We start from the raw sequence: 18252 nt of genomic DNA on the forward strand, positions 1-18252 counted from the left end.
ATATAGGTGATATTATGGAGAAATGGTATAATAAGATAATTGAAAAATTAAATGAATATCAACATGAAATAATATTTGTTATAGATGATGACGATTTACTAGCTAATGATTTTTTAGCTGATCAGCTATCAGAAAGTTTTAATGAACTTTATTATTATACAATGGAGTTAAAACTGAGAAAAAAGATCAAAAATATTAATTCTTCATTACTAGTGATAGTAGAATCAGATAAGAATTTATCAAGTTATTTTTTGGATCATTTTAGAATAGTCAAAATTTCTTTAGAAGATGTTTTCCCTTTATTAAATAAAAGAGCAATTGATTGGATTTCTGATTCAGAAATAAGAGATCTTTATAATCATTATCAGCATAACTTCAAAAGATATGAAAAATTAAATTATAATAAAACCTTAAAATATGCTTTAAAAAATTTATATAGTTTTTCTTTCCCAATTGATAGTTTAGAATCATTAATTTCATTATTAATGAAATTTTATTTTAATCATAAAAAACTTAAGGGTGCAATAAAAAAAATAGTTGCAGAAGATGGTAAAAAATTAGATGTAAATATTAATAAACTAACAAATCAAAAATCTTTTTTCAATTGGTTGGAAGAACAATGGTATCAGTATATCATTAATCAGAATTCTAAGTTAAATTTTGATGATAAAAAAATTCAATATATTTTAGATAATTGTTTTGAACAGGGCTATATGAAAAAGTTAGATTTGATGGGAGAAAATATTGATATCAATTATGTTAAAAGTAAAATAACCAATAATTTCAGTTTTAATAGTGGTATTATAAATTTTGATAAATTATCTGTTAAAGAATTTTTTGAGAAAGAATATGATTTATTAAGTAGTTTATTAGATAAAGAAATTAAGAGTGTTGCTTGGGGAAATATTGCAAAAAAATGGTCACATTTAGTTTACTTAAATGAAAATAATAAGTTAGATAATGATTTAAACAAGCTTGCAAAACGAGTTGATAATAAGTTTTTGGAATTTATAGCTAATAAGTATAATGACTTAGTTTATGATCAAAGATTTCAACATGCTCCATTGAATAATAAAATTTTATCTTATTTATTAAACGAAGATCAAAAAACAGCTTTAATTTGTTTGGATGGAATGAGTTATAAGGATTGGTTTGTAGTTAAAAACTATTTGGATAAAAATTTGAATCTTAAATATCATGAACATTTTTCTTATGCTATAATACCGACTATAACTTCTTATTCACGTAGGGCGATCTTTTCAACTGAAACTCCATTAGAAGATGAGGGTAGATATGATGAGGAGAAGCTATTTAGAGAAAATGTATTAGAAAATAAAAAGACAAAAAATCAAAATATATTCTTTGATAGAACTAATGAACCGAAAATTTTTGAGTTATTAGGTTATGAGTATATTGGATTGATTTATAATTTTGTTGATGAAATTGCTCATCAAGCTACAAGTGAAAGTCTAAAATTTAATAATTTGAAAAACTTTCTTGATGAAAGTGAATTTTCAGCTGTTATTAATAATTTAATTGAAAATAAATTTAGAGTATATTTATGTTCAGATCATGGGAATTTATATTGTGAAGGAAATGGGTTTAATCCCAGTAGAGATTTAATAGAGAAAAGAGCATCTCGCTCAGTATTATATAGAAGTCGAAAATTAGCAGAAAATGAAGAATTTGAAAATAGACTGATTTTAAATTTTCCTAATATTATTGGTGAAGAATACATATTAACTATGAAAAACCGAAGAAAATTCGGCAACAGTGAAGCAGGTTTTACTCATGGAGGAGTAAATATTGAAGAAGTAATAATACCATTTATAGAGGTGATTGGATGAAAGGCTTTGATAGACCGTTAAAACCAGAATGGATTTATAAGACTATTGATATTTTAGAAGTTGGAGATACAATTTATAAAAAGAGAGATAAAATTGATAATATTTTAGTTGAATTAGATGGTAAAACTGGTAAAAGAAAAGTTATTACAGTTATGGGAAGATATTTCTTGAAAGATATTGATAATTCAAGGGGGAGGAAAGTTACAGATAATTTGATATTCAATATGGTTAAAGAAGAATCATTTGAAAGAGCTAAACCATTAATGCTTTTTAATTTATTAGTGAAAGCTCCAATATTACAAAAATTTTCAAAAGAAATTTATAGAAATTATAGCAGCAAAGAAACCATTGATGCTAATTATTTAAGAGAAAAGGCATATCAAAATATTGGGGAAAGAGATATTGCTCGCCGTTCTTTAAGAAATTTTTTAAATACATTAGTTGACTTTTCTCTAATAGAAGTAGAAGGTAATAATTATACTTGGAAAGAAAAATTTCAAGTTGATGAGGAATTGATGGTAGATTTTTTGAAATTATATGGAAAACACTATGTTGATTCTCCACAAATATCATTGCTAGATTTACCTAAACATATCTTTTTCTATTTTGAAACACCTGATTTGTTGAAACTAGCTCAAAAATACAATAATGTACATTGGCAGTATGTGCGAAGGATTAATGCTGCTTTAATAACAATGAAATAAATTTTAGATTGGAGTTAAGATTATGGATAAAAAATTAATAAAAAAAATTATAAAATTCAGAGATGATAGAAATTGGTCTCAATTTCATAATCCTAAAGATCTAGCTATTTCTATTTCTCTTGAAGCTAATGAATTATTAGAGTTATTTCAATGGAATAGCAGTGAAGAGACAGTAAATAAAAATGAGCTAGCCCCTCTAATCTTGGACAAGCTTTAATATGATTTGTTAAACACAAATTCTCAGTAAATTTAATTACTTATGCTGCAAATTTAATTCCTGAAACTAAGTTATTCAGGATGTTTTTATGATAAACTGCTGGTGGTATTTTACCAACAGATGAATGTGGTCTTCTGTTATTGTATTTATCAATAAATTTAGCAATAGAATTCCTGCAGTGGGTTATGCTGCGGTAATGTTTTCTATAGACTTCACAATCCATCTCCCAGAGCTGGTTAGGTCCAGTTAGTTCATGTTTTTGTCTTAATTGATATTCTTTCGGTTTTGGTACTATCTTATCCTGCAGGAGGTCTAAAACCTTCATAATGCGGTAAATTCGTTTGTGATTAACTTTTAGATTTTCTGTATAGTTCAGGTAATCAGTTACCATTCTGTAGCCTAGATGAGGAGACTCATCACAGTAATCTTTAACCAGTTGAACAACATCTTCTTCTGGTACTAGATTACCATCTTTATCATAAGCTGGATGACCAGTATAAAGTTGATCTTCAGTCTTATTATTTTCGTCTTGATCATTATTCTGACGGTAATAGTAAGTGCTTCTGGCTATATTAAAAGTTCGACATAGTTCTGTAATAGTATATTCTGATTTAAGCTGATTAATTATCTTAATTTTATCGGGAGTATTTAGTTCTGCCAGGGCTTTTTTTAGAATTTCCATCTGGACTTTCTGCTGACCAATGATTTTTTCCATCTCTTTGATTTGTTCATCTTTTTCTTTAAGCCTGGCTTCCTGTTCAGTAATAGAATCACCACTGAGCTTGCTCATACCTCCATCTAAAAATTCATTCTTCCAGAGATAGATGGAGCTGCGGCTGACATCATATTCATCGACTAGATTAGATATTTTTTCGCCTTTGATAACTCGAAGAACAATTTCCATTTTTTCATCAGGATCATAAGTTTTAGCCATTTGCTTTTACCCCCTATAATTATTATAAGATGTTTGATTGGTGTCTGTCCAATACTCTTAGGGGGCGTTACATATTCAATAGTCAAAGTAAGAATAAAAAATCATTATTCACCGGCAGAAATTGAACAGCTCATTGGAAATCATTTAAAAGTTCCAGATACTAAATATTGGAATTATGATAAGTTTGTTTGGAGAGGTGCTCATTTTGCTTGCTATAATTGTTATGAATTAGCTGATATAGAATATAGATCAATTTTTAAATCTAAAGTAGATTTATTAATTGCGTCTGTTTATAATAAAGATGTAAATTATTTTTCTAATATTGTTGAATCGGTATCTAGGGATGTACATTGTTATTTTATTCAGGATAACAGTTCTAATTATGGAGATACTAGAGTGACTCAACCTACTAAGACTGCAGTATAAAAAAATGTCCTGTGAATTATCCAATTGGGTTGGAAAAGCTTATAAAATCCCTCGTTCTTTAATTAAAGAGTCTGATGATAGAGCTGATCTACAAAATATTGGAGTATATTTTCTCTTTGGCAAAGATCCAAATAACTAGTGAGGGTTTTGTAGTACTAAAAGGATCTAGAATGTCTAATAATACTGTTGATTCAGCTCAAAATTGGGTAATTAAAAAGAGAGAAGAGCTATTAGAAAAAGAAATTGTAGTTGAAAATGATGAAAATTATATTTTCAAAAAAGACTATTTGCTTTCTAGTCCTTCAACTGCAGTTGCAATTGTTATGGGGAGAAATGCTAATGGTTTAAGAGAATGGAAATTAAAAAATGGAATGACCTTAAAAGAATTTGAACAGCCTGATGAAGAATAAATTTTAATTATAAAAAAGAAAAAACACCTGATAAAATATCAGGTGCCTTCATAATTTTAATTTTGCCCATTTAAGGACTCTTTATAATTTTATTTTCTAAATTAATAATACTATTTTATCAGTCAATTGTCAAGCAGTTTCAAACAAAAATTCACTTATTTTTTGGTTAAGATCTGCTGGTTTTTCTTTGATGTCATATATAGATTTTTGTTCATTAATTCGCTGGATATCAATTGCTCTCATATCACTTAAATGAAGTCGAGAAGTTTTATCATTTTTAAAATCTTTAATTTTAATATCAATTTCAATTTTAGAATTAGGAGGATTAGAATTTTCTTTTACTGATGTTGTAGGAATAACCAAATATTTTGATCCAAAATCTTTTAATATATAGCAGTAATGACCACCATAAATTTCTTTTGGATATCCTCTTCTTAAATTAAAATATGCAATTTGTCCTGTGGTTGGCCTATTTGCTGGTTTTATTTTATAAAAAGAAGTTGATGGATTATTTGTTTCGTTAGGAACAATTATATTATAAAAAAAGTGTAGTTCTCTAATCCAATATTTTAATTCTCTAGCAAAACCGTTAATATCATAATTTTTAATTTTTTTGAGCGTAGCTTTAGCTTCCTTCATGTCATCAGTAAAACTCATATTTGGTTCACCTCCATTAAATTATATTAATTATAACATAATTTCTATAAAAAGGAAATAAATTTCTGTAAATTTCAGAATATTATACGGGAAAATAAAAAGAGGTAGATACAATGTCATCAATTAAAGATTACTTAATCAAAATAGTTTCAGAATATAAAGAAGCAAGATTACACGAAGAATTTGCTGGGCATGAACTAGGAGACTTAATGCGACATCAGTTGCCAGAATTTCTAGAAGAAAAACTTTCTTCACATTATAAAATAAATGATTATATAATCAAAGGCTCAATTGGAATGGGGAATTGGGCTAAAGTTCCCTGGCTTGCAATAATGAATAAAGATGTAACAACTACAACTCAAGAAGGGGGTTATGTAGTTTATCTCTTTTCACAAGATATGGAGAGAGTCTACTTAACCTTTAACCAGGGAGTAACTCGCAGTACCAAAGAAGAATTTATAAATAACCGTGATAAATTAAGAGCTGAGATGGATTTAGATGGTTTTAAAACAGATAATGAAATTAATCTTGCTGAATCTGGTAAAGGTAAAGCTTATGAGTTATCAAATATCTGTTATCAGAAATATTATGAACAATATTATTTAGAACTAGATGCAGTTGAAATTGAAACAGGAGAAGGAGTTTCTGAAAAGATGGATGACTTAAAACAAAAGAAAAACTAACTCAAATCAAAAACTACATCAAAGCTCAGGGTTATATCTATCCCGATAACCTAATTGAAAACTTCTATCTTTCTCTAAAAACAAAGCCATTTGTCCTGCTTGCTGGTATCTCAGGTACAGGTAAAACAAAACTGGTAGAACTATTTGCCAGAGCAATTGGCTGCAGCTCAGAAAATGATCGCTTTAAGTTGATTTCAGTTAAACCAGACTGGAATGACAGTGCAGATCTTTTAGGTTACAGCAATATCAGAGGAGATTTTCAGCCTGGCCCGATCTTAGAAACAATCAAAAAAGCTGCTGAAGATCCTGCTAATCCCTATTTAGTCTGTCTTGATGAAATGAACTTAGCCCGAGTGGAATATTATTTTAGTGACTTTTTATCAAAGATGGAAACCCGTCACTATGATGGTGACCAGATAAAAACAGATAGGTTACTAAATGAAAATGATTTTGATCAAAATGACAGCAATGATTCTAAGGCTAGATACTCAAATCTACATATCCCGGACAACCTCTATCTCATTGGAACGGTTAATATGGACGAAACAACCCATCCATTCAGCAAAAAGGTATTAGATAGAGCAAATACAATTGAATTCAATCAGATCGATTTAACAGCCTTTTTGGAGGAAGATTATTCTGATCAGGCTCAGAGCTTAAAAGTCACTAATCAATTTCTAAAAACTAAGTATTTAAATCTAAAAGATCTGCTGCCTGCTAAAGAAGTTGAAGTCAGAAGAACAACAGAAGAACTGGAACTATTATCAGGCAAATCAGGAAAGCTTTAAGTATCCGGAGTCAGCAGAAAAAATAGCATATATGCTGCGGCGCTTTGAAGAAGATGGTTTTACTTCTTACTGGCTGTAAAAAAATATATTTTTTAAAAGAGGGGTTATTATGTTTTATAAAGCTAATATTGATAAATCTAATAATATAAGAGAATATGAAGAAACTTTTATCAAATTAATTCCTAAAATATCATTATTGGGGCAAATAGATTTAAATGAAAATCAAATAAATAATATTAGTGAGATTATGAAAGATAAAATAAAAATTTTAAATACAAATCCTTCTTATCTTAAACGAAAAGCTCCTATTACTACTGCACTCTTTTTGTTATATACCGGAATTAAAGATTATCAAGAGGGCAACTTCTGGGGACCTGTATATAAGGAACTTGAATTAGAAGAGGACAATACACGGTTGCATGAAAAACTAGGAGAAGTATTTTATTATACCCTTGAAAAATATAATTTAATTAAATTGGACCCAGGTAGAAATAAATATGTCAATCAAATACTGGCCCATGCTTTAATAGTTAATAATTATTTACAGGAGTATTTTGAGGAGTTTTTATATAAAGAATGTGGAGATTTCCTGGATTTTTCTTTCACTATAGAAGATGTAGAAAAAAGAATTGTTAATATTCGTAAGGATCATAAAGGACATAAAAATTTATGTGAAGATATCTCTACTCTTAAAAATAAAACAAAAAATCTCAGAGCAAAAATTAATGATTATCAGCTTGCTTTAGAGAATCATCAACAATTAATAAAAATAAATAAACTTATTAAAAATAGAAATAATATAACAGAAATTGATCAATTATTGGAATTACCATCTGATTTTTTAGAACAAAAAACTAACAACCTTGCTGCTGTAGAAGGTGAAATAAGTAATTATAAAGCTAAAATAATGGAAATTGAATCAATAAAGAAAAAAAGTAATGAATTACTTAAATTACAGAAAGAAGAGCAGCGAAAAATTAAAAATCTAAAAAATAAGAAAGAAAAAATACAGGCTAAAATAAGAGAAGAAAGTAGTGGAATATTTGATCAAGAATTAGATTTAACAGTTGTCAAGGTAATAAAAAATATTAATTTTGATGAACTTTCAATAAAATTGTCTAATTATAAGAAGTATAATAATTTTAAAATTGATGCTGAAACTCTTAAAGGTATTTTTAGTAAAATTATCTTTTGGTTTAAAAATCAATATTTCATTTTAAAAGGCGAAAAGAAAAAAATAAAAAGTGATATCCAGGAAATACTTAAAGATTTACCTTTAAAAAATCACATATATAATGAACTACCATCAGTATTTTTTACTAAATTAAAGTCAATAAATGATTTAATATTAAAAAAAGGAAATATAGAAAATAAGGTAAATAAATCAAAAGAAACTAATTCAACTTATCAAAAGAAATTAGAAGAGAAGCTTTCTTTTTTAGAGCCAGAAACAGGAATTAATTATTCGTTTATTGAAGCAGAATTAGCTAAAAAAGCAAAAATTATAGAAGAAAAAATTTCAGCTTTAATCTATCGAAAGCGTTCAGTGTTAGAAGAAATTAAAAATTATAAAATGAAATTAAATATCATTTCAGGAGATAAAGGTATTGAAATTGGGAAGAGTATTTTAGAAGAAGAAAGAAAACTGCGAAAGAAGTTAAATAAATTAAAAAAAGAATTAGATTATCAAGAACATAAATTAAATAATTTGCTAGATATTGTTAGTTCTAAAAATAAAAATGAAATAAAAAATTTATTAATTCATTTAAAATCTGATTTAAAAAGCAAAAAGAAAAAATTGAAAACTGATCAAAAAAAATTAGAAGCCTATCCTGAGCGACTATATTCTTTAATTGAACCCAGCCGTATTTTTCTTTTTCAAGCTGAAGATATAGCTGTAGATTTTGTATATAAATCTTTAATCACCTTAAAAAAAGAAAAAGATAATAAAAGTCCTTCAGTTCTGACAAATAGAATTAACGAAAGATTAAAAAAATGGTGGAATGACTTTGATAAAGCAAATTCCCCAAATGATAATGATGGAATTTATAATAAGAATCCATATTTAGAATATATTAATGAAAAAAATGAATTATTAATTTCAGTACCAGAGCAAATAATAAAATATCCCCAATCCAATAAATTAAAACAGCCAATTTTAGTTATCAAAGATAAAGACAATGAAGTTATTAAAAAAATAAAACTTGATTTACAGGTTCATAAAAAAGATTTATTGAAAACTGAATTTAAAAAAATAAAGTTTCCTCAGAATCAGAAAATGATTTCTTTAGAAATTATTTTTAAGGACGAAGTAATATTAGAAACTGAATTTGAACGAGAAAACTTCTATTTCTTGCAATCAAATAGAGTACTCTCGTTAAATCCTTTAGCTTATCAGGAATTAGGTTTAATTTTAAAAAATAACTTTAAAATTGAGCCTCAAAATATTGTTATGCAGAAAGAAAGCTTATCTGGTAATTTTTCAGAATATTCCTATTATCAATTATGTATGGATGATCTTGAAATTTTAAATATACTAAATGAAAATGGTTTTGTGATTGAAACCTTTAAGAAGACCAACTATATAGAGCCTCAATTAATAGCAGGAGAGATCAGCAGCAATTTAAAAAGCAAAAATAAAAAAGTATATTTAGAAAAAGCACCAATTTTATTGTTTACTATTAAAGAATTAACAAACCTAAGACTATGGCAGCTAAGGATATCAATAAATAAAGGTGAAAAAATTGTTAATATTAATTTAAGAAAATTAGAAAATCAGATTAAAATTAAAAATAAGATGGTATATATTTATTTAAATAATTTCTTCAATTATAAATATGGCTTATATGAAGTAAGATTAAGAAAAAGAAGTTCAAAGCACAGTATGATTAAAAATATTGATTTTTCTTTTTTAGTTCTTCCTAAATTCAATATTAAGTATGATAAAGATGTTTATCCTCCAGTTATTAAGACAGAAGATTATGCTGAGGTAAAATTAAAGTTACCTGAGAATTATTATTTTGATTATGAAGATGGAGAAGTAGTCAGCAAAAATCAGCTGCTAAAAATACAATTTAATCCTGGAATTAAATTATTGAATGGTTATTTTATTTCTGAAATCAAAGATAATGAATTTAAAGTTTCCTTATCCCTGATTATTCCTATTATTAAATGGGAAATAAAGAGTCCACAATTAAATTTAACAGATCAAAGCAGAGTTAAAGAAATTTGGCATGAGGATCTATATAATCAGGAAGAAGCTCAACTTGCTATTAATAATATTGATAGATTTGACTTTGATAATGCAGATTTGATTTTAAATAATGATCAACAAAAAATTAGATCTAAAAAATTAGGAAATAAACTCATCTTTGATTTAATGAGATTTGCTGATGATATAAAAAATAGCAATAATTCAGTACAGGAGATATCTTTAAAAACAGGAAATGATAATGTTTATGATTTATTCAAGATTAGAACAAAATGGGAAATAATAAATCCTTCTGTAAAATATAGAAAAGAGGAAAATATAGTTAAAATAGGATGGCAGCAGTTAGGAAGAGATCACGGTAAAAATATAATATTGTGGAATAAGAAGAGCAAAGAAAAGATTTTTTCTGAAGAAATCAATAACAATAATAAATTAATAGTCAATTTAAAGAAAAAAATACTTCCTAATCAATACCGGCTTCAATTTAAAGAAAAAGATACCTGGAATTCAGGAGAGGCTAAATATCCAGCAGATAATACCTTGAATGTTTTTGATTTAACTATTGGAGATAAAAAGGATTTTATTGCAGTTATTAAAGATAAAGGACTTGTTATAACTAAAGTAGAAGACGAAAATGGAGATAAATTTCCTTTAAACTATGATTATAAAATAACAGAAATTAGAGATGCTTCTAAATTAGAATTTGAAAATGAGGAAAGATATGAAGGAAATTTAATAATTTGTAATAAAAAAGACAACAATTTACAGCCTGAAAAATTAGAATATAACCCTGTAAGTTTTTATTATAAATTCGAAAATTCTGTATTATCTCTTTTTGTTGATCGAGAAAAAGATGGTTTTACTTATTGTAAAAAATGTCAAAAATTATTTTGGGATACTATTGATAAAAATCATTCTGAATATAAGCACAGCAAATATCATATATTAGCTGTTAGATACTATGTTGACTATAATAGAATTAGTGAGGAGTTGAAATAAATGAGTCTTGATCCTATAAAAAGTACTAACGAAATAGTAGGTAAATATATTGATTATTTAGCAACTACTTTTTCTCTAAAAGATTCAGAACTTCAAACACAGTTGATAGATAACACCAACCCAGTCAGAAAGATTATAAAGATAACAACAGTTTATCATATTTTTTAGTTGTTGATGATCAAGCTTTTAAAACTATAGATAATGAAGATGAAATTAAAGCAATAAACGAAAATAAGAGTTATGAAGAAGAATATTTACTTTGTCCGAAGTGTGGTAATATAAGGGCTAATGGAAGTTTGTTTTCTGGTTGTGATTGTAATCTTAATCCAATTAAAGTTATAAAAGTTGCTGCTAAAAAAGGAAAAGTTCATAAATGTTCAGCATGTAGATCAGTTAGAAGTATCGGCTCTATAGTCTGGAGATTTCTTTTAGGAGGAGATGCTGTTACAAGTGTATTAACAACTTCTCTCTACCAACAGTTAACTTCTGAATTAAAAATAGAACAAAAAGAGGTAAATGAAAACAATGTTGGCTGGGATCTAAAGCCAATGAAACTAAAGCCTGGGAACTTTTCCAAATTCTATTACACAGCTTTAGAAAATATGGAGCAATACTATTTCCTGATAATATTTCTCCAGAAGATCCTTTCTTTGAACCCCGTAATAGAGAATATTATTTTAAAAAACAATCTTCAGAATATAATATTTATAGCTGGCTCCCTACCCGAAAGGGAATATTAAACTCAAGATTAGATTTCTTACAGCGTTTATCAGAAAAGGGCTTAGACAATAAACTATCACGAAAAGAATGCCTGGATATTTTGCGGCAAATTTGGGATTCAGGTTTAAATATTGATAGTGAATCAAGCATGTTTAATGGTTATTTTTCCACTATTCATAGCCAAAATCTAGGTCAAATGTACCGTTTGAAACTGGATTATTGGCAGCTAAAACCTGCAATTGTTGATTCTTCAATTGATTGGTTTTATTGTCCTACCTGTAATCGAATTACTCTTCATAATGTTAAGGGCACCTGTCCAACTTATCAATGTTCTGGTCGATTAGAAAAATGCAGTCCAGAAAAATTATATAAAAATAATCATTACAGGAATTTATATTTAGATAAGCTGCCAGTTAAAATGAAAAGTAAAGAGCATACAGCTCAGTTAACAACTGAAGCTGCAGCAGATATACAAAGTCGATTTAATAATGGAGATGTAAATGTTTTAAGCTGTTCTACTACATTTGAATTAGGAGTAGATGTTGGGGAATTAGAATCAGTTTTTATGCGAAATGTTCCTCCAACACCAGCAAATTATATCCAACGTGCAGGCCGGGCTGGAAGAAGGACTGATTCTACAGCGTTTTCTCTGACTTTTGCTCGTAGAAGATCACATGATTTAACTTATTTTCAAAATCCTTTAGATATTATTAGCGGGAATATTGAGCCTCCCCATTTTAAAATTAAAAATGATAAAATAATTAGAAGACATATTTATGCTGCAGCCTTAGCTAATTTTTGGAGAGAACATGCTAAATATTTTGGTGCTGTAGAAGATTTCTTTTTTTCTGATGGTATTGATAAATTCTACAGATACTTAAAAGAAAAACCGATTGAATTAAAAATAATATTAGAAAAAATTATGCCTGATGCTTCTGAGATTGATTTAGATAATTGGAAATGGATCAATAAATTAATAGGCGAAAAGGGAGTTATGAATTTAGCTCGTTTAGAATTAGAAAATGATATTGAGCAGTTAGAAAAGGTTCAAGCTAATTTAGTAGAGCAAAAGAAGTTTGGTAAAGCAAATGTTATCAATAGAGTTAACTAGAGATCTTAAAATAGCTCTATCAGAATATGCTCCAGGCAGTCAAGTAGTTGCTGGGGGGAAGTTATGGACAAGTCGTTATTTAAAAACTTTACCAAATAAAGATTTAATTAGACGTAAATATGCAATATGTGAACATTGTGGTCATTATCAGAGTGAAATAGCAGAAACTGAAAATGAATTAGATAGATGTCAAGCCTGTGGTGAAAAAATAGGGAAAATGAAGGGTACTTATATCACGCCTGAACTTGGATTTATATCTGATAAACCCGAAGAACCCAAATTGAGTAGACCAGAGAAAACTTATACAAGCAGACAATATTTTACTGGAGAATATAATCAAGATTCTGAGTTAATAAAAGAGTATAATTTTAATGGAATTGAGGCACAGCTCATTTCAGCTAAAAGAGGAAAATTAGCAGTAATTAATCATGCCGGATTTAATAAATTTTCAGTTTGTCAAAATTGTGGTTATACCGAAATTAATACTAATAAATCTATTAGTAAACATAATACTCCCTGGGGACAAGATTGTACAGGTAAAAGAAAAGTTTTTTCTTTAGGATATGAATATAATACTGATATTTTTCAATTGAAATTTAAAAACTCATATTTTGATCAGGAAAAAGATGGATATTGGGAATCAGTTTTATATGGAATGTTGGAAGGTATTAGTCAAGCTCTAGGTATTGAAAGAAGAGATATTGATGGCTGCTTATATCCTTATACTGGAGATCCTTTAAATCCTGCTTTAGTTTTCTATGATACTGTTCCAGGAGGTGCCGGACATGTAGAAAGAATTATTAAAAAGAATAATTTTGAAAAAGTATTAAAGAAAACTAGAGAAATAGTAAGCAGATGTAAATGCGGTGGGGATGAAGGAGATACTAGTTGTTATGGTTGTTTAAGGAATTATAGTAATGAATACTGTCACGATATTTTAAAGAGAAAATATGTCATAGAATTTATTGATAATTTGAAGTTGATAGATTAAATTAAAAGTCAAAAAATTAATCAGCAGAAAAATAGCATATATGATGCAGTTAGTGCCAGGGACCAGTTAGTTGTATTTATTCTGGGAGCAGTTGAGCAGCGCAAGACAAAAGAGACTGAAATTATTGCCAGTGTAAATCTGATTAAAAAGAATACTTTCACAAAAAGTATTAGGTCTGGAAATTTTCAGGTTCTGGGATTTTATTTTTTTATAAATGTTCTTTTTTAAGGCTTTATGTTATAATATTGTAAAAACAGTTGGGTTAATTTTTCATCCCGATAAAATTGGAAAGGAAGGTGAAAACTATTATAAATAAAGTTAAATTTGAAACTAAAATAATAAGTGACTTTGATAATTTTCTGGATAAAATTAATAAAGAAAAAATTAAAATCAGCAAAACTCAGGAATTTATTAATGGGGGAACATTACTGGAGTTAAATGAACTGATGGAGACAGATCAGCTTTCTGAATGTCATAATAGAACTCCTCAATATAAATATTTACTTTTAAATTTCTTTTATTATCTTGCACTTGCCGGTAAAGTTTTAAAAATTGATTACAGCCGCAGCACTAAGTACCTAATTAAGAGTAAAAACTTTGATGCTTATAAACAATTATCAGAAGCAGAAAAATATTTATTTCTACTGGAAACATTCTGGCTTGACTGTGATCTTGAGAAAATGCAGACTCCTAAAAATGATAATAATATTGAAATTAATTTAGAAAGATATTTAAATAAGTTAATGGCTAATGAAGATTTAATTGTTAATGATCAGCTAAAATTTTATCTGGGAGCTTTTCTCAAATATTTAAATTATTTGGGGCTTTGGCGGATAGATTTTATGAAACTCAGGTTAACTGAAGCTGGAAAATCAATAATTACAATCCTGATAAATAATTGGTCCTTTAGAGATTACAATTTACCTTTTTTAAGGAAGATCGGTTATGAATTTGGAATTTATGGTGCCAGAATGGCCTATCAAAATCCATTTTGGATCGATTTTGCTGATATTTTTCCAGAAATCAGCGGTACTATTCCAAGAGCTGTAGGTAAAAAGGTGCAAGGTAATTATATTTTTAAAATTAAGCTGGGGAAAGTTTGGCGCAAGGTGAAAATTGCTGCTTCCGCTGCGCTTGCCGATCTACATCAGGCAATTCAAGCTGCTTTTGATTTTGATGATGATCATCTTTATTCATTTTTTATGTCAAATAAGCCCTGGGATGGTCCGGGATATGGTCGAATCGAAGAGGGTAGAGGGTTTAATGCAGTAGAAAAAAAGCTTTCTGAGTTGGGACTGGAAGTAGGTCAGGAATTTTTGTACATTTTTGATTATGGAACAGAATGGAAATTTAAAATTAAAACTGAATCCTATCTGGATGAAGCAGAACTTGAGCAGGCAGAGATTATTGGTTCCAAAGGTGAAAATCCTGTTCAGTATCCTTTTTAAGGGGAAAATTTACAATTTTGTAATAATAGAGTGATATTATTTAATTAAAACAATTATGCAGTTAATTACTAAATATTTGTTGTATACTAAAATTATCGGGAATTGCAAACTAAAATTCCCTATTATTGCAGAATGAAAAAGTCATTGCAGTCACTCCAAAATACCGTACCCTTATATTAAGTCAACCACAACTTATATAAGGAAGGAAAATGGAGATGACATTAACAATGACTGATATTAATGATATCAAAGAACTATAGTTTAAGAAAGATGTGAATGTGGCTGAAATAATGAGAAAAACGAATCATGATCGTAAAACAATTAATAAATACTTTGATATGACTGATTATGAAGTTCGCCACTTAAATCTCAGCTTTCCACAAAGTAATACTGGTTATGTTTAGCTTTTTAAAGGTGAAAATCTGCAGTGTTTAGAACAGGGCATGAAAAGCAAATCTCTAAGATAGCTGCTATTACAGAGAAAAAACAGAGTTACTTTACATTATCTAGCAATATCCGTAAAATCTTATTTATCGTTTTCTGTAAAATCTATTTTATCATCTACAGTTTTTCTTTACGTGCAGTTTGACGAGTGGTCCCAGCTGAAAAGCTGGTCCTATTCTATTAAGCTCAGACATTTCCCATGTGAACATATTTGAGCCCGGCTTTTTCTCCGATGGATTTTGCCATTTTAATTGTCTCTATTGGAGTTCTAGATCTATCCTGCATTTTCCAGCCTGGATAAAAACGACTTACATGCCAGGCGACATTGCTGCCTAATTCATCTGCAATAAATTGGGCTATTTCTTCTAACTGATCTTTTTTATCATTTAAATCTGGTATGACAAGAGTGGTCACTTCAAGATGGACTCCAGCCTGATAAAGATACTTTAGATTTTCTTTAATCGGTTCTAAGCGGGATCCTGTGTATTTTTCATATAATTCAGCTGGCCCTTTATAATCAATATTTGCTGCATCAAGATAAGGAATTATTTCAGCCAGAGTTTCTTTAGTCATATAGCCATTGCTTACCCAGACATTTTTAAGATCCTTTTTATGAGCAATCTTCATAGTGTCTAGAGCATATTCCAAAAAAATTGTTGGTTCAGTATAGGTATAAGCTATTGACTCACAGTTATTATTCAGCGCCTGCTCAACCACATCTTCTGGAGGAAGATTTCTACCATTTACAGCTTTATCTGGCTCTGGACTCTGAGATATTCTCCAGTTTTGGCACCAGCTGCACTTCATATTACAACCTTCAGTACCGATTGAAAAAGCCTTTGTATGTGGCAGAAAATGATAGAGAGGTTTTTTCTCGATCGGATCAATATTAGCAGCAGCTGTCTTCCCGTAATTAAGAGCATAAAGTGTTCCTTCTTGATTTTCTCTTACTCGACAGATACCTCTATTTCCTTTTTTGATCACACATCTGTGGCTGCAGACAGAACATTTAACCTTCTGGTCATTCAATTTCTCATAAAGCATTGCTTCTTTCATAATTATTGAACCTCCTCGGGGCAAGCTCTCGAGGATTCCTGCTTCTAAGAAGTGGTAATCCACCATCTCCACAGGCTTAAAATTTCGTAAGTCTTACGGTATATCCTCTAGCTTGCCTTTTGTATTTTTAACTCTTCATTTAAAATATTTATACTGGCGTTAATATCCCTGTCATGAACTTTTCCATATTCAGGACACTTCCACTTTCTAATATTTAGATCTTTAACTTTTTGAGATTTCCTGAATTTAACCCATCCCAATTTAGGCAGCTTAATCTTATTATCCTTTATTTCAATATTGGTAGTTCCACTTTTTCTGATAAACTTATTAGTCCGATAAGAGTTTTTAATATTCTTTTGGATTTGAACTGGGGAAAATCATATTTGCCGCTAAAAAATTATTAAAAGCTTTATCTAAATCTTTAAGAACATTTTGTAAAGCAAATTTATCTGGAGTAATGTATAATAAGTTGTGTAAATTAAATTTAGCTATTTTTTAAAGTAAAAAAGAGGAATCCTTCTTTGAGTGGTTGAATATATTTATTAGCGTAATAAAAAACACAACCACTAGGAGGACTCCTCATGAAAAGTATAACTGAAAAACCCAACAATGGTCAAGTAAATCTTGATGATGATATGATCAATAATTTGATCAAAAATTTTCTTGTTAGCTAGCGTATAATTGTCAATAGTTTTTTAGAAAAAATGCACAGAGATACCCATTTTACCTTAATGTAAAATTATGGCAACAACCTAACAAGAAACCATATGATATTTAAAATCATCAACAAATTAGTTTTTGTCCGAGAGTTCCTCGCCTTTTTTATCACATTGATGCAACCTGGCGTTAATACTAACTTTTTAAGTTTAACGTACTTAATCCGCATTTATGATGGCGAGGGGTATCACGCTATACAACGAGGTTATGGTTATCCTCCAGGAAATTACGATATCCCCTCAGCATAAGAAAACTAATTTATTTTGTTAATGAAATATATTTGTAGTTAACCAGTTAATTTTGAAGAATTAACGCCCGGATAATTTTCCAGTGTTTTTAAAGCAATTTCTTTGTTTTCTGGGCTATCAATTTTATCAAAAATATTACTGGTTAACGATTCGCCTTTCCACATGGGAGGATCAAATAGTTTGTGATCTCTCAACATAGCAAAGGTTACTCTAATAAATTTATTGCCAGCTGCAATATATATCTGGTTTGGATTTTTGTCTCTTTTCCGTAACCTTTCTGCATAAGATTTGAAGTAGGGATTAGTTTTACCAGTAGCTAGACTTTTTCCTACCAGGTAGACAATGTGTCTGAAAGATGGATTACCCTGTTTACTAATAGAGCCATATCTTGCTTTTTTACCGCCTGATTCTTTAACCAGGGGATTGGTTCCAGCTGTTTTAATGACCTGGCCTGCATAATCATATTGAGTGGCTGGACCCATTTCAGCACTGAATTCTGCGGCTGTTACAACACCAATTTCAGGAACAGACAGAAGTAATAATCCAGGATTTTGAACTAAAATATTTTCTATTTTATCTCTTAAAAGTTCAATTTTTTGATTGGCATTTTCATAATCTGCAATTGTCATTGTTAGAAGTTC

18 protein-coding genes and 1 pseudogene are annotated in these 18252 nt (G+C 28.9%); 14 read left to right on the forward strand and 5 right to left on the reverse strand.

Going from position 1 to position 18252, the window contains the following annotated elements:
• Positions 1-14: 14 nt before the first annotated feature.
• The 3 genes from pglZ to C7954_RS10355 are packed head-to-tail and all read left to right on the forward strand — an operon-like array spanning position 15 to position 2768.
• A complete protein-coding gene (gene pglZ, locus C7954_RS10345) occupies positions 15-1847 on the forward strand; it encodes a BREX-3 system phosphatase PglZ (RefSeq protein WP_073160891.1) in 1833 nt (610 codons plus the stop codon).
• Positions 1844-2551, forward strand: coding sequence for a hypothetical protein (locus C7954_RS10350; RefSeq protein WP_073160893.1), 708 nt, complete (start codon positions 1844-1846; stop codon positions 2549-2551). Before pglZ ends, C7954_RS10350 begins: the two co-directional genes overlap by 4 nt.
• A gap of 22 nt (positions 2552-2573) precedes the next feature.
• A complete protein-coding gene (locus tag C7954_RS10355) occupies positions 2574-2768 on the forward strand; it encodes a nucleoside triphosphate pyrophosphohydrolase family protein (RefSeq protein WP_073160895.1) in 195 nt (64 codons plus the stop codon).
• A 40-nt stretch (positions 2769-2808) separates the two neighbouring features.
• On the opposite strand, the gene C7954_RS10360 is transcribed toward C7954_RS10355, so the two are convergent.
• On the reverse strand, positions 2809-3702 hold the full coding sequence (locus tag C7954_RS10360; protein ID WP_073160897.1) for an IS3 family transposase: 894 nt from the start codon (positions 3700-3702) through the stop codon (positions 2809-2811).
• A 33-nt stretch (positions 3703-3735) separates the two neighbouring features.
• Between C7954_RS10360 and C7954_RS10365 the strand changes: the two genes are divergently transcribed.
• Genes C7954_RS10365 through C7954_RS13940 form a run of 3 tightly spaced genes read left to right on the forward strand, consistent with a single transcriptional unit; the run spans position 3736 to position 4538 of the window.
• The gene (locus C7954_RS10365) at positions 3736-4128 is read left to right on the forward strand and encodes a hypothetical protein (RefSeq protein ID WP_073160899.1); all 393 of its coding nucleotides are present in this window, start codon (positions 3736-3738) and stop codon (positions 4126-4128) included.
• A gap of 4 nt (positions 4129-4132) precedes the next feature.
• Positions 4133-4267, forward strand: coding sequence for a hypothetical protein (locus C7954_RS14080; protein ID WP_256208209.1), 135 nt, complete (start codon positions 4133-4135; stop codon positions 4265-4267).
• A 31-nt stretch (positions 4268-4298) separates the two neighbouring features.
• Positions 4299-4538, forward strand: coding sequence for a DUF4357 domain-containing protein (locus tag C7954_RS13940; protein ID WP_073160901.1), 240 nt, complete (start codon positions 4299-4301; stop codon positions 4536-4538).
• A 129-nt stretch (positions 4539-4667) separates the two neighbouring features.
• Here C7954_RS13940 and C7954_RS10375 read toward each other — a convergent pair whose 3' ends face one another.
• Positions 4668-5195 (reverse strand): hypothetical protein, encoded by a 528-nt coding sequence (locus C7954_RS10375; protein WP_073160903.1) that lies wholly within the window; start codon positions 5193-5195, stop codon positions 4668-4670.
• A gap of 113 nt (positions 5196-5308) precedes the next feature.
• On the opposite strand from C7954_RS10375, the gene C7954_RS10380 reads away from it, so the two are divergent.
• From C7954_RS10380 to C7954_RS10410, 8 genes are all read left to right on the forward strand, one after another.
• Positions 5309-5878, forward strand: a complete 570-nt coding sequence (locus C7954_RS10380) for an MrcB family domain-containing protein (RefSeq protein WP_073160905.1) — start codon at positions 5309-5311, stop codon at positions 5876-5878.
• Positions 5879-5973: 95 nt separating this feature from the next.
• Positions 5974-6666, forward strand: a complete 693-nt coding sequence (locus C7954_RS10385; RefSeq protein WP_256208210.1) for an McrB family protein — start codon at positions 5974-5976, stop codon at positions 6664-6666.
• Positions 6667-6775: 109 nt separating this feature from the next.
• The gene (locus C7954_RS10390) at positions 6776-10876 is read left to right on the forward strand and encodes a hypothetical protein (protein ID WP_089720571.1); all 4101 of its coding nucleotides are present in this window, start codon (positions 6776-6778) and stop codon (positions 10874-10876) included.
• The gene (locus C7954_RS13715) at positions 10877-11044 is read left to right on the forward strand and encodes a hypothetical protein (protein WP_159432608.1); all 168 of its coding nucleotides are present in this window, start codon (positions 10877-10879) and stop codon (positions 11042-11044) included.
• A 128-nt stretch (positions 11045-11172) separates the two neighbouring features.
• Positions 11173-11616, forward strand: coding sequence for a hypothetical protein (locus C7954_RS10395; RefSeq protein WP_073159490.1), 444 nt, complete (start codon positions 11173-11175; stop codon positions 11614-11616).
• Between the two features lie 80 nt (positions 11617-11696).
• Positions 11697-12707 carry a helicase-related protein gene (locus C7954_RS10400; protein WP_089720573.1) on the forward strand — a complete coding sequence of 337 codons (1011 nt, stop codon included), beginning with the start codon at positions 11697-11699 and terminating at the stop codon, positions 12705-12707.
• Positions 12685-13698, forward strand: coding sequence for a DUF1998 domain-containing protein (locus C7954_RS10405; RefSeq protein ID WP_134059939.1), 1014 nt, complete (start codon positions 12685-12687; stop codon positions 13696-13698). Before C7954_RS10400 ends, C7954_RS10405 begins: the two co-directional genes overlap by 23 nt.
• A 296-nt stretch (positions 13699-13994) precedes the next feature.
• Entirely contained in the window at positions 13995-15146 is a 1152-nt protein-coding gene (locus C7954_RS10410) for a plasmid pRiA4b ORF-3 family protein (protein WP_073159496.1), read from the forward strand.
• A 630-nt stretch (positions 15147-15776) separates the two neighbouring features.
• Here the strand turns inward: C7954_RS10410 and amrS are convergent.
• From amrS to C7954_RS10425, 3 genes and pseudogenes are all read right to left on the reverse strand, one after another.
• Positions 15777-16646 carry an AmmeMemoRadiSam system radical SAM enzyme gene (gene amrS / locus C7954_RS10415; RefSeq protein WP_089720576.1) on the reverse strand — a complete coding sequence of 290 codons (870 nt, stop codon included), beginning with the start codon at positions 16644-16646 and terminating at the stop codon, positions 15777-15779.
• Positions 16647-16753: 107 nt separating this feature from the next.
• A pseudogene (locus C7954_RS13815) lies at positions 16754-16885 on the reverse strand (zinc ribbon domain-containing protein); the annotation flags it as partial.
• Between the two features lie 764 nt (positions 16886-17649).
• Positions 17650-18252: transposase (locus C7954_RS10425; RefSeq protein WP_134059941.1), on the reverse strand; the 603-nt coding region annotated here is incomplete at its 5' end.

Source organism: Halanaerobium congolense, from assembly GCF_004366375.1.
In the GTDB taxonomy this organism is placed as follows: Bacteria; Bacillota; Halanaerobiia; order Halanaerobiales; family Halanaerobiaceae; genus Halanaerobium; species Halanaerobium congolense.

Bases quoted from the DNA above. Each gene is read 5' to 3' on its own strand.
- pglZ (WP_073160891.1), top strand. From the start codon at position 15: ATGGAGAAATGGTATAATAAGATAATTGAAAAATTAAATGAATATCAA.
- C7954_RS10350 (WP_073160893.1), top strand. From the start codon at position 1,844: ATGAAAGGCTTTGATAGACCGTTAAAACCAGAATGGATTTATAAGACT.
- C7954_RS10355 (WP_073160895.1), top strand. From the start codon at position 2,574: ATGGATAAAAAATTAATAAAAAAAATTATAAAATTCAGAGATGATAGA.
- C7954_RS10360 (WP_073160897.1), bottom strand. From the start codon at position 3,702: ATGGCTAAAACTTATGATCCTGATGAAAAAATGGAAATTGTTCTTCGA.
- C7954_RS14080 (WP_256208209.1), top strand. From the start codon at position 4,133: ATGTCCTGTGAATTATCCAATTGGGTTGGAAAAGCTTATAAAATCCCT.
- C7954_RS13940 (WP_073160901.1), top strand. From the start codon at position 4,299: ATGTCTAATAATACTGTTGATTCAGCTCAAAATTGGGTAATTAAAAAG.
- C7954_RS10375 (WP_073160903.1), bottom strand. From the start codon at position 5,195: ATGAGTTTTACTGATGACATGAAGGAAGCTAAAGCTACGCTCAAAAAA.
- C7954_RS10380 (WP_073160905.1), top strand. From the start codon at position 5,309: ATGTCATCAATTAAAGATTACTTAATCAAAATAGTTTCAGAATATAAA.
- C7954_RS10390 (WP_089720571.1), top strand. From the start codon at position 6,776: ATGTTTTATAAAGCTAATATTGATAAATCTAATAATATAAGAGAATAT.
- C7954_RS13715 (WP_159432608.1), top strand. From the start codon at position 10,877: ATGAGTCTTGATCCTATAAAAAGTACTAACGAAATAGTAGGTAAATAT.
- C7954_RS10405 (WP_134059939.1), top strand. From the start codon at position 12,685: ATGTTATCAATAGAGTTAACTAGAGATCTTAAAATAGCTCTATCAGAA.
- amrS (WP_089720576.1), bottom strand. From the start codon at position 16,646: ATGAAAGAAGCAATGCTTTATGAGAAATTGAATGACCAGAAGGTTAAA.